At 71.9% G+C, this 13,913-nt stretch carries 9 protein-coding genes and 1 pseudogene; 4 read left to right on the top strand and 6 right to left on the bottom strand.

The genetic code is table 11. The features are described 5' to 3' along the window. The first annotated feature begins 272 nt into the window (after window positions 1–272). Window positions 273–2,180, top strand: a complete 1,908-nt coding sequence (locus ACT2CW_RS36345; RefSeq protein ID WP_445519625.1) for a sulfatase — start codon at window positions 273–275, stop codon at window positions 2,178–2,180. Between the two features lie 24 nt (window positions 2,181–2,204). Here the strand turns inward: ACT2CW_RS36345 and nrfD are convergent, their stop codons facing one another. Genes nrfD through fdh form a run of 3 tightly spaced genes read right to left on the bottom strand, consistent with a single transcriptional unit; the run spans window position 2,205 to window position 7,533 of the window. Then, window positions 2,205–3,254, bottom strand: a complete 1,050-nt coding sequence (gene nrfD / locus ACT2CW_RS36340) for an NrfD/PsrC family molybdoenzyme membrane anchor subunit (protein WP_445519624.1) — start codon at window positions 3,252–3,254, stop codon at window positions 2,205–2,207. Continuing rightward, a complete protein-coding gene (locus ACT2CW_RS36335) occupies window positions 3,254–4,273 on the bottom strand; it encodes a 4Fe-4S dicluster domain-containing protein (protein WP_445519623.1) in 1,020 nt (339 codons plus the stop codon). The genes nrfD and ACT2CW_RS36335 overlap by 1 nt, the downstream gene beginning before the upstream one ends. Continuing rightward, on the bottom strand, window positions 4,270–7,533 hold the full coding sequence (gene fdh / locus ACT2CW_RS36330; RefSeq protein ID WP_445519622.1) for a formate dehydrogenase: 3,264 nt from the start codon (window positions 7,531–7,533) through the stop codon (window positions 4,270–4,272). Before fdh ends, ACT2CW_RS36335 begins: the two co-directional genes overlap by 4 nt. 123 nt (window positions 7,534–7,656) lie before the next feature. Here fdh and ACT2CW_RS36325 point away from each other — a divergent pair, with 123 nt between their 5' ends. After that, complete coding sequence (locus ACT2CW_RS36325) at window positions 7,657–8,328, top strand: DUF429 domain-containing protein (RefSeq protein WP_445519698.1); 672 nt, start codon at window positions 7,657–7,659, stop codon at window positions 8,326–8,328. Next, window positions 8,316–9,043, top strand: a pseudogene (locus tag ACT2CW_RS36320) (transposase); the annotation flags it as partial. The gene ACT2CW_RS36325 and the pseudogene ACT2CW_RS36320, both read left to right, overlap by 13 nt. Window positions 9,044–9,072: 29 nt before the next feature. Here the strand turns inward: ACT2CW_RS36320 and ACT2CW_RS36315 are convergent. Further along, window positions 9,073–9,519, bottom strand: coding sequence for a VOC family protein (locus ACT2CW_RS36315; RefSeq protein ID WP_432046731.1), 447 nt, complete (start codon window positions 9,517–9,519; stop codon window positions 9,073–9,075). Window positions 9,520–9,702: 183 nt separating this feature from the next. Continuing rightward, window positions 9,703–10,860 (bottom strand): transglycosylase family protein, encoded by a 1,158-nt coding sequence (locus ACT2CW_RS36310; protein ID WP_445519621.1) that lies wholly within the window; start codon window positions 10,858–10,860, stop codon window positions 9,703–9,705. 1,660 nt (window positions 10,861–12,520) lie between these two features. Between ACT2CW_RS36310 and ACT2CW_RS36305 the strand changes: the two genes are divergently transcribed. Then, window positions 12,521–13,354, top strand: coding sequence for an MOSC domain-containing protein (locus tag ACT2CW_RS36305; RefSeq protein WP_445519620.1), 834 nt, complete (start codon window positions 12,521–12,523; stop codon window positions 13,352–13,354). An 8-nt stretch (window positions 13,355–13,362) separates the two neighbouring features. Here ACT2CW_RS36305 and ACT2CW_RS36300 read toward each other — a convergent pair whose 3' ends face one another. Beyond that, the gene (locus tag ACT2CW_RS36300) at window positions 13,363–13,773 is read right to left on the bottom strand and encodes an SRPBCC family protein (RefSeq protein WP_445519619.1); all 411 of its coding nucleotides are present in this window, start codon (window positions 13,771–13,773) and stop codon (window positions 13,363–13,365) included. Between the last annotated feature and the right edge of the window lie 140 nt (window positions 13,774–13,913).

The raw sequence follows: 13,913 nt of genomic DNA, 5'->3' as shown, positions 1-13,913 counted from the left end.
GAACGCGGACCCCCGGCACGCCGTACGGATAACGACGGGCCCGGCCACCCGAGCCGGGTCCGCCGTGCCAGCACCGGGCTTCGCAGGGAAGGACCTTCGGGTTGTCGCGCCAATCGAGCTCTCGTCAGCGGTCGGAAACGGACAAGGGAACCACGGAGGAGGGTCTGACGGAGGGCCCGTCACCGGAGGGGCCAGAGGGGCCACCTGAGCGCACGCCGGATGTCCCCGCCCAGGCGGCGGACGCTTCCGCTGACGCGGACAACTCAGCGGATGTGGACGCCTCTGCGGATGCGGACACCTCAGCGGACGTCGACGCCGCCGCGGACACCGCCGCGGACGCGGACACCTCCGTGGGGCACGACGCGTCCCCCGAGCCGTCCGGCGCATCGGAGGAGGCGGCGGACCCGGAGGAGACCACCGTGACCGGCCCGCTGGTCGGCACCGCCCCCGACGCGGCCCCCGTCCGCAAGGGCTGGCGGGCCAAGTTCCCCGTCGTGGCACGGACGGTGGCGTGGACGGTCACCGGGCTGTCCCTCGCCCTCGTCTTCCTCGCCCTCCTCCTGCCGACCAAACTCGCCCTCGTCGAACCCAGCGCCTTCATGCGGATCCCGGTGGAGGGGATCTTCGGCGCCACGCTGCTGCTCATGCTGCCGACGACGGCGCGGCGGGTGGTGGCGGTGCTCGCCGGGGCGGCCCTCGGGGCGTTGACCATCCTGAACCTCCTCGACATCGGCTTCAACGAGTTCCTCGGCCGTGGGTTCAACGTGGTGCTCGACTGGATACTGCTGGACGACGCCGAGTCGTACCTCAAGGACTCGGTCGGCGATACGGCCGCCACCATCGCCGTGATCGGGGTCGTGGTGCTCGCCGTCGCCCTGGTCGTCCTGATGGCGCTCGCCGTCCTGCGGGTCAGCAACGTGATGGCGCGGAACACCGCCGTGGCCACCCGCACCACCCTGGTGCTCGGCACCGTCTGGGTGATGTGCGCGGCGCTCGGGGTGCAGGTGGCCGGGGCGCCGTTCGCCTCCAGGAGCACCACCGCGCTGGTGCAGGACCGGGCGGAGCGGGTGCGCAAGACCCTCAAGGACGAGCGGGAGTTCGCCAAGGTGGCCGCCGTGGACACCTATGGCGACACCCCCGGCGACCAGCTGCTGACCGGGCTGCGCGGCAAGGACATGATGTTCACCTTCATCGAGAGCTACGGCCGCTCGGCCATCGAGGACCCGGCGATCGCGCCCGGTGTCGACAAGACGCTCAAGAACGCCACCAAGCGGCTGAACAAGGCCGGGTTCGCCTCCAAGAGCGGCTGGCTCACCTCGGCCACGTACGGCGGCAGCAGCTGGCTGGGCCACTCCACCTTCCTCACCGGCCTGTGGATCGACAACCAGAACCGCTACCGCACCGTCACCGCGGGCGACCACATGTCCATCACCCGCGCCTTCCAGCGCACCGGCGCCTGGCGGACCGTCGGCATCATGCCGGGGGTGCAGAAGGCTTGGCCGGAGGGCAAGTTCTACGGCCTCGACCACGTCTACGACTCCCGTGAGCTGGGCTACAAGGGGCCGAAGTTCAGCTGGTCGACCATGCCCGACCAGTACGCGCTGAAGGCGTTCGAGGAGCTGGAGCACGGCAAGAAGCACGACAAGCCGCTGATGTCACTGAACATCCTGACCTCCAGCCACCAGCCCTGGGCGCCGATCCCCAAGACCATCCCGTGGAGCAAGGTCGGGAACGGCTCGGTCTACAAGGGCATCGAGAAGGCGGGCAAGCGGCCCGGGGACGTGTTCACCAACTCCACCAAGGTGAAGCAGGAGTACGGCAAGTCCATCCAGTACTCGGTGAACAGCCTCATCGACTATGTGCTGAAGTACGGCAACAAGAACACCGTGCTGGTCTTCCTCGGCGACCACCAGCCCCTCGCCCGGGTCAGCGGCGACAACGCCAGCCGGGACGTGCCGGTGGCGATCGTCGCGCACGACAAGGCGGTGCTGGACCGGATCTCCCACTGGGGCTGGGACGACGGTCTGATGCCGGGCGCGAAGGCCCCGGTGTGGAAGATGAGCTCCTTCCGCGACCGCTTCCTGGACGCCTACGGGCCGAACCCCGGCGGTGGCACGGCGCCCGCCTCCCCGTCGGCCTCGCCGAAGGCGACCTCGCCGTCGCCTTCGGCCAAGCGATAGCCGCTCGACGCTCCTGGCGGCGGGTCAGTCGTCCTTTGACCGCTCCCGCCGCGCCTCGAGCCGTTCCCGCTGGGGCAGGACCGTGTACTTCGGGTCCTCCGCCGACCGCATCCCGGCGTGGAACACCCCGAAACGGGTGCACGCGGAGGCCGCCAGCAGGGCGGCGCCGCTGAGGGCCGCGGCGGGGCGGCTACGGCGGCCGAGGAGGGCGCCGCCGAGCGCGCCCGCCGCCGAAAGCGCCTCGGCGGCGCGCATCAGCTTGCCCGCCCGGCCCTCGCGGTAGGTCTCGGCGACCACCCCGAGCCGCCGTTCCATGGCCTTGAGAGCGGCGGTCTCCACCGCCGTGCCGAGCAGCGCCACGCCCCGCGCCGGGGCGTTCTCGGCGACCGGCGAGGTCAGCAGGGCCATACCGCTCGCCGCCATGGCGGCCGAGCCGACGAAGAGATACGGCAGCTCGCGATGGCCGTCGTGCCATGCCGGGACGGCCGTGTCGGCGGCCAGCACCGCCGTGTACGAGGCCACCGCGGGACCCAGCAGCGCCGCCCCCACCGTGGCCGCCCGGCCTGCGCGCGGCAGCCGCCCGGTCAGGTCCGAGGCGGCGGCCGCCCCGGCCATCGGGCCATAGGCCGCCAGCAGCCATGAGCCCATGCTCATCGGCGAGGTGGGCTTGAAGACCCGCAGCATATTGGCGAACCGCCCGGGGCGCCCGAGGTCATGGATCAGGGCGGCGGTGGACCCGGTCAGGGCGGCGATCGAGGACACCTTGAGCGCGCGGGCCATGACCGGACGGCCGGTCAGTCCGGCGCCCGCCGCGAGCACCGACCCGGCGCCCGCGAGCCCGCCGAGGAAGAAGTAGCCCGCGATGTCCAGGGGCCGCCAGGTGGGCGGATTGAGCACCGGCCGCCCGTAGTAGGAGGTGAACTCCGCCCGGGGCACCATCGACTGCTCGCCCCTGCGGCCCCTCCCGCCCTTGCGGCCGCGCCGCTTGCCGTCCCCCATCCCCTTGCCGACCTGCGCGTCCCGGCCCGGCCGGGCGCCGCGGACGCCGTCCCGGGTGACATCCGACTCGCTCATCAGCGCCTCCTTCCGGTACGGCGCCCGCTCACACCGGCCTGGGCCGCGAACACGGCGGCCACGCCGCCGAGCAGGGACAGGGCCGCGGTGCCCGCGTGCCGCCACATCGAAGGCAGATCCCTGGTCGTGACGACCGGGTCCGGTGGCAGCCCGTACACCTCCGGCTCGTCCAGCAGCAGGAAGAAGGCGCCGTCGCCGCCGACGCCGTCCTCCGGATCGTGTCCGTACAGCCGCGCGTCCTCGACGCCCACCCGGTGCAGCTCCTCGACCCGGGCGGCGGCGCGCTCGCGCAGCTCGTCCAGGGGGCCGAACTGGATGGAGTCGGTGGGGCACGCCTTGGCGCACGCGGGTTCCTGGCCCTCGCCCAGCCGGTCGTAGCACAGGGTGCACTTATGGGCCCCGCCGTCCTCGGGCCGTACGTCGATGACCCCGTACGGACAGGCGGGCACGCAGTAGCCGCAGCCGTTGCAGACGTCGTCCTGGACCACCACGGTGCCGAACTCGGTGCGGAACAGCGCACCGGTCGGACACACGTCCAGGCACGCCGCGTGGGTGCAGTGCTTGCACACGTCCGAGGACATCAGCCACCGCAGCCCGTGCTGCCCGCCGTCGGACGGGGACGCCGGGGAGGTGGGGGTGATCGCCGCCTCCTCGACCGGGGTCCCGGAGCCCTGCGCCGCCAGGGCCAGCACATCGACATCGCCGTGGTCGACCCCCGTCTCGGCCCGGCCCAGCGGTTTGTTCTGCTCGATGAAGGCCACATGGCGCCAGGTGGAGCCGGAGAGGCCCTGGGTGTTGTCGAAGGACATGCCGGTGAAGTCCAGCCCGTCCTCCGGGATGGCGTTCCACTCCTTGCACGCCACTTCGCACGCCTTGCAGCCGATGCACACCGAGGTGTCGGTGAAGAAGCCGACCCGGGGCGGATGGTCCTCGTGCCCGGCGTCCCCGGCGACATCCGGTTCGGCTCCGGCCAGCAGATTGCGGCCGATCAGCGATGAGCGCTCCGAGGCGTCGGTCATCCCCGCACCTCCGTTCCGGTCCGTACCGTGATGCCGGCGCGCCGCCGGTAGTCCTCGAGCAGGGCGGTCAGCTCCGGGCCGCGGGGGCGGCGGCCGGGACGGATGTCGGCGCTCAGCGCCTTCACCTCCTGGATGTGGACATTCGGATCGAGGGCGATGGCGGTCAGTTCATTGGCGGCGTCCCCGCGGGTGTAGCCATTGGGACCCCAGTGGTACGGCAGCCCGATCTGATGCACCGTGCGGCCCCCGGCCCTGATCGGGGACATCCGCTCGGTGACCATCACCCGGGCCTCGATCACCCCGCGCGCGCTGATCAGCGTCGCCCAGCCGGTGTGCTCCAGCTGCCGCTCACCGGCCAGCTCGGGGGAGACCTCACAGAAGAACTCCGGCTGGAGCTCGGCCAGATACGGCGTCCAGCGGCTCATCCCGCCCGCCGTGAAGTGCTCGGTGAGCCGATAGGTGGTGATCATGTACGGGAACACCTCGCTGCCCGGCTCGCCCCCGCTGGGGTGGAAGGCGTTGTGCTCATCGGAGATCACCTCCCGGACCGGGTTGCGCTGCTGCTCCGGATAGAGGGGATTGCGCACAGGCGAGTCCTGCGGCTCGTAGTGCGCCGGCATCGGACCGTCCACCAGCCCGGCCGGGGCGTACAGCCACCCCTTGCCGTCGGCCTGCATGATGAACGGATCCACTCCGCTGAGCGCGTCCGGGCCCTGGGCGTCCTCGGGCGGCCGGTAGGACGGCGCCCGGTCGGGGATGAAGTCCGGGATGTCATGGCCGGTCCACCGTTTCTGGTCGGCGTCCCACCACACCAGCGCCTTGCGCTCGCTCCACGGCTTGCCGTCCGGGTCGGCCGAGGCGCGGTTGTAGAGGATGCGGCGGTTGGCGGGCCAGGCCCAGGCCCATTCGGCGGCGATCCAGTCCTGCTCGGTGTGCGGTGTGCGGCGGGCCGCCTGGTTGACGCCGTCGGCGTACACCCCGCAGTAGATCCAGCAGCCGCAGGAGGTGGAGCCGTCATCCTTGAGCTGGGTGTACGCGCTGAGCGGCTCGCCGCGCGCGTCCTGGCCGTTGATCTCGGCCAGGACCGCCTCGGCGCTGGGCTCGTCCTGCGGGCCCTCGGTGGGGTAGGACCAGGCCAGGTCCTGGACGGCCCGGTCCATCGGGTCGGTGGAGTCCTTCAGCCGCTCCTTGATCCGGCGCCCCAGGTGGTACATGAACCACAGATCGCTGCGCGCCTCGCCGTCCGGCTCCTTGGCGGCGAAATGCCACTGGAGCATCCGGTTGGTGTTGGTGAAGGAGCCGGACTTCTCGGTGTGGGCGGCGGCGGGGAAGAAGAACACCTCGGTGGCGATGTCCTCGGTGCGCAGCTCGCCGGTCTCGATCTCCGGGCCGTCCTGCCACCAGGTGGCGGACTCGATGAGGGAGAAGTCCCGGACCACCAGCCAGTCCAGGTTGGCCATGCCCAGCCGCTGCATCTTGGCGTTGGCCGAGCCCACGGCGGGGTTCTCGCCCATCAGGAAGTAGCCCTTGCAGACTCCGTCCAGCATCTCCCGCACGGTGTGGTACGTGCTGTGGGAGCCGGTCAGCCGGGGCAGATGGCCGAAGCAGTAGTCGTTGTCGGCGTGCGCGGCGTCGCCGAAGTACGCCTTGAGCAGGCTGACGACAAAGGAGCGCATCTCGCCCCAGAAGCCCTTCTCGGTCTTCACGGCCTCGACGAAGGTGTCCAGGTCCTCGTGGGCGTGGGCATGAGGCATCGGGATGTAGCCGGGGAGCACGTTGAACAGCGTGGGGATGTCGCTGGAGCCCTGGATGCTGGCGTGGCCGCGCAGCGCCTGGATGCCGCCGCCGGGGCGGCCGATGTTGCCGAGCAGCAGCTGGAGGATGCTCGCGGTGCGGATGTACTGGGCGCCCACGGTGTGCTGGGTCCAGCCCACGGCGTACACGAACTCCGAGGTGCGGTCCGGGCCGGAGTTCTCCACCAGCGCGCGGCACACCTCCAGGAAGGTGTCCTGGGGAATCCCGCAGGTCTCCTCCACCATCTCGGGTGTGTAGCGGGAGAAGTGGCGCTTGAGGATCTGATAGACGCAGCGCGGATGTCGCAGGGTCCGGTCGGTGGGGACCTCCGCGGCGGCGGGCGCGCCGCCGGAGCCGTGGGATTCGGAGAAGGCGGCGGTGGACAGGGACGCGCCGCGCCGGGTGCGGTCCTCGTACAGCTCGTCGGGCGCGCCCTGCGGCGCCTGGACCTCGGCGCCCTCATAGGCCCAGGTGGAAATGTCATAGTGGCCGGTCTCCGGGTCGAGACCGGAGAAGATCCCGGCCAGGTCCTCGGTGTCCTCGAACTCCTCGCCGACGACGCTTGCCGCGTTGGTGTACTCCAGGACGTAGTCGCGGAAGTCGTGGCCGCCGGTCAGGACGTGGTTGATGATGCCGCCGAGGAAGGCGATGTCGGTGCCGGCCCGGATCGGTACGTACAGATCGGCCAGCGCGCTGGTGCGGCTGAAGCGCGGATCGACATGGATGACCTTCGCGCCGCGCGCCTTGGCCTCCATCACCCACTGGAAGCCCACGGGATGGGCCTCGGCGAAGTTGGAGCCCTCGATCACGATGCAGTCCGCGTTCTGGAGGTCCTGGAGAAAGGTGGTGGCGCCACCGCGGCCGAAGGAGGTGCCGAGCCCGGCCACGGTCGAGGAGTGGCAGACCCGGGCCTGGTTCTCCACCTGGATCACCCCGAGACCGGTCAGCAACTTCTTGATGAGGTAGTTCTCCTCGTTGTCCAGGGTGGCGCCGCCGAGGCTGGCGATCCCCATGGTGCGGTTGACGTCGACCCCGTCCCGCTCCCACTGCCAGCCCTCGCGGCGGGTGCGGATCACCCGGTCGACGACCATGTCCATCGCGGTGTCCAGGTCCAGCCGCTCCCAATCGGTGCCGTACGGGCGGCGGTAGAGCACCTCATGGCGCCGGGACTCGCCGGTGGTCAGCTGGAGGGACGCCGAGCCCTTGGGGCACAGCCGGCCGCGGCTGACCGGTGAGTCGGGGTCGCCCTCGATCTGCACCACCCGGTCGTCCCGCACATAGACGTTCTGGGCGCACCCCACCGCGCAGTAGGGGCACACCGACTTGACCACCTTGTCGGCCGTGACGGTGCGGGGGCGCTGTCCACGGGTGGCGGCCGAGGTGGTGGCGGCGCCGCGGCCGAGCGGGTCGTTTCCGGTCAGCTGGCGGTAGACAGGCCAATCCTGGATCCATGTGCGTACGCCCATCGCCGTCCTTTCCTGCCGTTCGGCCCCGTACCGGCTCATCCGCGTGGTCGGATACGGCGCATGGGTTCCCGTCGCGATACTTTTCACACTCCGCCCGCACCCGGATGCGCCGAATCGCCCGTCGTGGGGGTGGACGCCTGCCGCACCGGCTGGGTGGCCGTGACCCTGGACGAGGAGGGCCGCTTCGCCGGGGCCGACACCGACGAGGCGCTCAGCGAGCTGCTCGGCCGGGTTCCGGACGCCGCCGTGGTGGCGGTCGACATGCCGCTGGGGCTGCTGGAGCGGGGCTGGCGTGAGGCCGACGCGCTGGCCACCGCGATGGTGGCCCCGCACCGCTCCCGGGTCTTCTCCGTACCGCCGCGCGAGGTCTGGGAGGCGGACGGCTACGACGCCGCCAACGCGGTGTGCCGGCGGGTGGTCGAGAAGGGGCTGAGCCGTCAGTCGTGGGGGCTGGCGGCGAAGCTGCGCGAGGCCAACGCCTGCCGCGACGGGGGCGACCACCGGCTGTACGAGGTCCATCCCGAGGTCTCCTTCGCCGCCCTCGGCGAGGGGCGGCCCGTGCCCTGGAGCAAGAAGAGCTGGAACGGCCAGGCCGTGCGCCGCCGGCTGCTGGAGGACCAGGGCATCGTCCTGCCCGACGACCTCGGACCGGCCGGGCGGGTGCCGCCCGACGACGTCCTGGACGCCGCTGCGGCGGCCTGGAGCGCGCGGCGCATCGCGCTCCGCACCGCCCGGAGCCTGCCCGATCCGCCTCAGACGACGGAGACCGGGCTGCCCGTCGCGATCTGGTACTGAGCTTGGACGCCGGATATGACGCCCCGCGCATCGCCCACCTGCTGGCCGGCCTGCCCGTCGAGATCCTTGGCCGGCTCCGCTCGGACCGGGTGATGCGCCGCCCGACGCCGCCGCGCGTCTACAACCCCAAGGGTGGTCGGCCGCCCAAGCACGGCGGCGAGTTCCTCTTTGGTCAACCCGAGACCTGGGGCGCCGAGCAGGCCGTCACGATCACCGACACCCGGCTCTACGGGAAGGCGACCGCGCAGGCGTGGGACCGGCTGCACCCGCGGCTGACCCACCGGGCGGCCTGGACCGACTACGAGGGACCGCTGCCCATCATCGAGGGCAGCGTCATCCGCCTGACCGTCGAGAATCTGCCCTCCGGCGGGGTCAGCAAGCCGGTCTGGCTATGGTGGTCGGGCACCGGCGCCGCTGCGGCGGACGTCGACCGCTGCTGGCAGTCCTTCCTGCGCAGATTCGACGTCGAGCACACCTTCCCCATGCTCAAGCAGACCCTGGGCTGGACGAAGCCGAGGCTCCGTAGCCCCGAGGCCGCCGACCGCTGGACGTGGCTGGTGATTGCCCCTCCCGGCCCGGCCCGGGACGCCCGGCAGGTTCGAAGAACCGTCACTCAGCGACACGCCACGACGTTGGACGCGTCCTGGCCACGGGCGAGGCTTACGCACGCCCCTCACATCACAAGAAGGGCACCAAACCACGACGCGCGGGGTGAGCAACACAACGAGGCCAAGGACCTTGGCGTCATCTCTCGTCGATCACGGGCATTGGGCCGCCATCCCCATGCCACATCTGGAGGAAGCTCGGCTGCCGTGTCACATCCACCAGCTCGACACGGCCGCCAATGCTGTCCAAGCGGTGATACGCGAAGGGCCGGCCATAGGGGCAGCCGGAGAAGTCAACGGTGAAACCATCGTCCTCCAGCCGCTGAGAACCCTGCTGGACCGAGCTGGTCCAGTAGCCCAGATGGTCGAACCGAGCTCCTTGCGACGCATCCCAAGGACTCCCAGCAGGCCCCTCGATCAGCTCGATGAACGGTGGCCCGCCGCGAGTGAAGGCGATGCGGAAGTCCCACTCGCCAAGCCGATCAGCTACAGGAGCACCCCACTCAGCTCCCACAGACATCTCAAGGTCCTGCATAGCCTTCTCGATGTCCGGCACGACGAAGCACACATGGTAGAAAGCAGTCATCAGCTCATGATCGACCAGATGCCGAAGCTATGTCTGCTGGTTTCCCGGTGCGGACGTTAAACGACAAGCTGAGCGGTCCGCGCGCGGATGGCGGGAGGCCGCCCGAGCCGTGCCTCGGGCGACCTCCCCTTTCCCACCCCTCGGAGATGGACCGTGCGGACGCGATGCGTCCGGTGTGCGGCGTCAGACGCTGACGCCGTGGGAGCGCAGATAGGCCAGCGGGTCGATGTCGGACCCGTAGCGCGGGCCGGTGCGGACCTCGAAGTGGAGATGCGGTCCGGTGGCGTTCCCGGTGCTGCCGGACCGGGCGATCCGGTGGCCCGCCTGGACCGACTGCCCGGTGCGGACCGTCAGCGCCGACAGGTGCGCGTAGTGGGTGTAGAGCCCGTCGGCGTGGCGGATGATCACCTGGTAGCCGAAGGCACCGCCCCACCCGGCCGCCACCACGGTGCCCGGGGCGGCCGCGCGCACGGAGGTGCCGACGGGCACCGCGAAGTCCACACCGGTGTGATGGCCACTGGCCCACCGCGAGCCGCGGACGCCGTACCCCGCGCTGACCGGCCCGCTGACCGGGGCCGTATGCGGGCGGGCCGCCGTCTTGCGGACCACCGTGTGGCTCGAGACCGTCGAGGCGCGCCGGCGGGGCGCCGGCTTGTGCGGATGCCGGGAGCCCGCGGGCAGGGTCAGCCGCTGCCCCGGGTGGATCAGATCCGGGTTCGGCCCGACGGTGCCGCGGTTGGCGTGGTACAGCGCCTTCCAGCCGCCCCTGACCGACGCACGCGTGGCGATGCGGGAGAGTGTGTCGCCGCGGACGACCGCGTAGGAGCCGGAGGCCGCCGCGCGCCGGGCGGTGTGCTGCCGGGCCCGGGACTTCGCGGCGGACTTGGCCGACTTCTTGGGCTTCGCCGGGTGCTGGGCGCGGGGGTGGGCGTTCTGGCTCGTCACCGCGGCGGGTGGCCCGGACCGGGTCAGCCGGCTGCGGACGGAGCACACCGGCCATGCGCCGGGGCCCTGTTTGCGCAGCACGGCCTCCGCCACGGTGATCTGCTGGGCCTTGGAGGCCAGGTCGGCCCGCGCGGCGTAGGCGGTGCCGCCGAACGCCGCCCAGGTGTGCTGGGAGAACTGTAGTCCGCCGTAGTAGCCGTTGCCGGTGTTGATGTGCCAGTTGCCCCCGCTCTCGCACTTGGCGACCCGGTTCCAGGTGTCGACCGAGGCCGCGTGGGCGGCGCCGGTGCCGAGGAGCGGCAGGACGATGCCGACACCACCCGCGGTGAGCGCCGCGCACAGCGGCGAGACCCGGCTGGGCGATGCGGGGCGTCGGTGACTTCCTCGTACGGCCATGAGGCTGGTTCCTCTCCACAACGGCTCTCGACGTCGCCCTCCGGAGGACCCGGCGGGCTGTCACGAGTACCGCAGCCCGGCCCCGCCGGTCACAAGGCGCAGGGGGCCTCATGGACCGCCGCGCGCCGCCCGGTGCCACCCCGGAATCGGTTGACGCCCCCTCAGCTGCGCGGTGGGAGGCGCATGGAGGGCCGGGGGCGCACGGCCGTCGGCGGGGCGGGAGCGGCGGGCCGGGGACGGGCGCGGGCGATCACGCGCCGCCGGACGTCCTCGTTGGGCGGGAAATGATTCTCCGGGGCGCCGGACGGGCCGGACGCTATTCCGCCGGATTGGTTTCCGGGTGATCGGTGACCGATCTCGGACGGCGGTCCGGGTGAATTGCAGCCGGGGCGCGGGAGGTTGAAGACCGGACGAGCGGCGGGCGGCTCAATACGGCGTCCGGTGCGGACCGGTCGCACGGCACGGGATCTTCCCCGGCGCTATTGCCGCACCGCCCGGTCAAGATCGGCCGCTTGGCGGACGGGCCCGAGCGGGCGGCCGTAACCGCGCGGCACCGCGCTGGAACCGGCCGTTCCGGTCGCCTCCCCGGCATCCGGGGAATGCCGGGGAGAGGAGGAGAGGAAGGGGAGAGCGGGAGACGGTGGGAGGGGCGGGAAATAGGACGGCCTTGCGGTGGGGCGGGGAAGAGGGGGACGCGTGAGCGAACGCGCCGGAGGTGCCCGGCGGAGTTCCCCGGGTGCGGCGGGAGACTGAAACGTATCGATGGGGCCCGCCGCCGACCGTGGCGTTCGGGCCCGGGGCCGGCCGGGAGCGGACGCGGCCGGAGCGGCGACACGGCGAGGAGACGGAGGGAAGACGGCTGGGCGACCGCCTCGTCTTGGGTCGCTCGCCTCCGGGCCCTCTGATCCGGTGCCGGCACTCCTCGTCGACGGTCGCTCGTTCCTCGCTCACTGCTCCTCGTCGCTTTCGGCACCGGCGCGCCCTACGGCTCGCTCCCGAGGGCACCGGGCGCGGAACCCGGGCCCCGACTCCTATGCCCGCTCGCCCTCGTATGGCCCGCGGAACAGGGGAAGCCGCTTGCGCGCCTGGCCAACTCATGGGCCACGGAACGGACTTGACTCGGCGTTTACCGTATCTCTTGTCAAGCATCGCCTCGCCGACCGCCCGTGCGCCCCGGCAGTTCTCCGAATAGGGCCGGTCGTCATGGCGGTGGGGAACTGGCGGAGAATCACGCCGCCCGTGTATAGCGGGAACCGCGCCGCCGCGCATATCATTGCCTCACATCGACTTCCTCCCTTCCGGCCGCTCGCGGGAGCGGCCCCGGAATAATCACCCTTCACCCCGCCTGTCCGGGACCCCGGGCGGCGCCGGGGGCCGCGCTTTTCCCGCGGCCTCGTCCGCCGCTCCCCGGAAACGGTTCGTTTTGGGTTCCCGCCGACGGGAGGCGCGGCGCGCCTACGGCGCATGCCGGTGGTCACCGGCCGTGCGCGGTGAGTCATTCGGCGTACTCGGCGCTACGCCTTGCCGCTGGACGCCGGGCCGGGGGCGCATGGCGCCGCCGGGCCGTGCCCTGAAACGCCGGTCGGGCACCGGGCGATGCGGAATGAGCGCCTCGATCGCCCGCTCGGAGACGCGGCCACCCCTGGGGTAAGGTGCCCACGTGGCCACCGTTGTCGAGCTGACCTGCTATCCCATCAAGGGCTGTGCGGGCGTCCCGCTGTCCGAGGCACTGCTGACGGAGGCGGGTCTGCGACACGACCGCAGCTTCATGGTCATCGGCGAGGACGGAGAGTGCCGCACTCAGCGGCGGGATCCCCGGCTCGCCGTCATCCGCCCCGCCATCGACCCGCACGGCACCCGGCTCACCCTGTCCGCACCCGGCGAGGGCGAGGTGGCCATCGACATCGACACCACCTCCGCCCGGCGCGAGGTCACCGTGTTCGACACGCCCTATCTCGGCATCGACCAGGGCGAGGCCGCCGCCACGTGGCTCTCCCGGTTCCTGGGCGCGCCGAGCAGGCTGGTGCGGGTGCCCCCGGAGCACGACCGGGTGACCGACGGATGGATCCCCGGCACCTGTGGCTACGCCGACAGCGCCGCGGTGCACATCGTCTCCCGGGCCAGCCTGGACGGGCTGAACGAACGGATCGCCGAGGCGGGCGGCGCGGCACTGCCGATGAACCGCTTCCGCCCCGGCATCGTGATCGGCGGATGGGACGAACCCCATCGGGAGGACCGGATCCGCAGAATGGCCATCGGCGGAGCCGAGCTGGGCTTCGCCAAACACACCGCCCGGTGCGCCGTGACGACGGTCGATCAGAGCGAGGGCGTCAAGGCGGGCCCCGAACCGCTGCGCACCATGGCCGGCTACCGGCGCGGCCCCGGCGGCGCCACCCTGTTCGGCTGCCAGTTCTCCGTGGTCCGCGCCGGAAAACTGGCCGTGGGCGACGAAGTGGACGTCATCGAGTGGGACGGGCCGCCGCCGGGGGAGTGACCGGGGACTCAGACCGACGCGAGCACCTTGGCGAAGGCGTCCAGCAGCTGGCCGGCACCCTCCTCGGCCTGGGCGCACTGCTCCTGCGGCGGGGCCGGCTGCCGGAGCACCACCCGGGTCCGGCCGCCGTCCAGATCGGCGAAGGTGGCGGTCATCTCCATCGCGCCCTGCGGCAGGTCCAGCGTCCACACCAGCCGCTCCCGGCCGACCACCTCGCGGTAGACACCGCGCATCGGCATCTCGCCCGCGGGCGTGGCGACGGTCGCCTTCCAGGCGCCACCCGGCCGGACGTCGAGGTCGACGGACTCGGGTGCGGCGCCGAACCAGCGGGCGAAGTACTCCGGCTCGGTCCACACCCGCCACACGGTCTCGCGCGGTGCGTCCAGGTCCCGGCTGATGGTGATCTCGTCGCTGCTCATGGTGTCTCCTCGGTGAGCGGGGGCGGGCAGGCGCCGCCTCCTGTTTCACCACTCAGACCGGCGCGCCGCGCGGAACTCATCGGTCCCGGCCCAGCAGCCTTCCGTCCGCGCGGCCGATCCAGTACCGGCGCGGCCGCGGG

This window comes from Streptomyces sp. NEAU-174 (assembly GCF_052665095.1).
This window is presented reverse-complemented; position numbering and strand designations above follow the sequence as displayed.

Excerpts from the sequence above, each read along its gene's own strand:
- nrfD (WP_445519624.1), bottom strand. The coding sequence starts at position 3,254 with ATGAGCGAGTCGGATGTCACCCGGGACGGCGTCCGCGGCGCCCGGCCG.
- ACT2CW_RS36335 (WP_445519623.1), bottom strand. The coding sequence starts at position 4,273 with ATGACCGACGCCTCGGAGCGCTCATCGCTGATCGGCCGCAATCTGCTG.
- fdh (WP_445519622.1), bottom strand. The coding sequence starts at position 7,533 with ATGGGCGTACGCACATGGATCCAGGATTGGCCTGTCTACCGCCAGCTG.
- ACT2CW_RS36300 (WP_445519619.1), bottom strand. The coding sequence starts at position 13,773 with ATGAGCAGCGACGAGATCACCATCAGCCGGGACCTGGACGCACCGCGC.
- ACT2CW_RS36310 (WP_445519621.1), bottom strand. The coding sequence starts at position 10,860 with ATGGCCGTACGAGGAAGTCACCGACGCCCCGCATCGCCCAGCCGGGTC.
- ACT2CW_RS36315 (WP_432046731.1), bottom strand. The coding sequence starts at position 9,519 with ATGACTGCTTTCTACCATGTGTGCTTCGTCGTGCCGGACATCGAGAAG.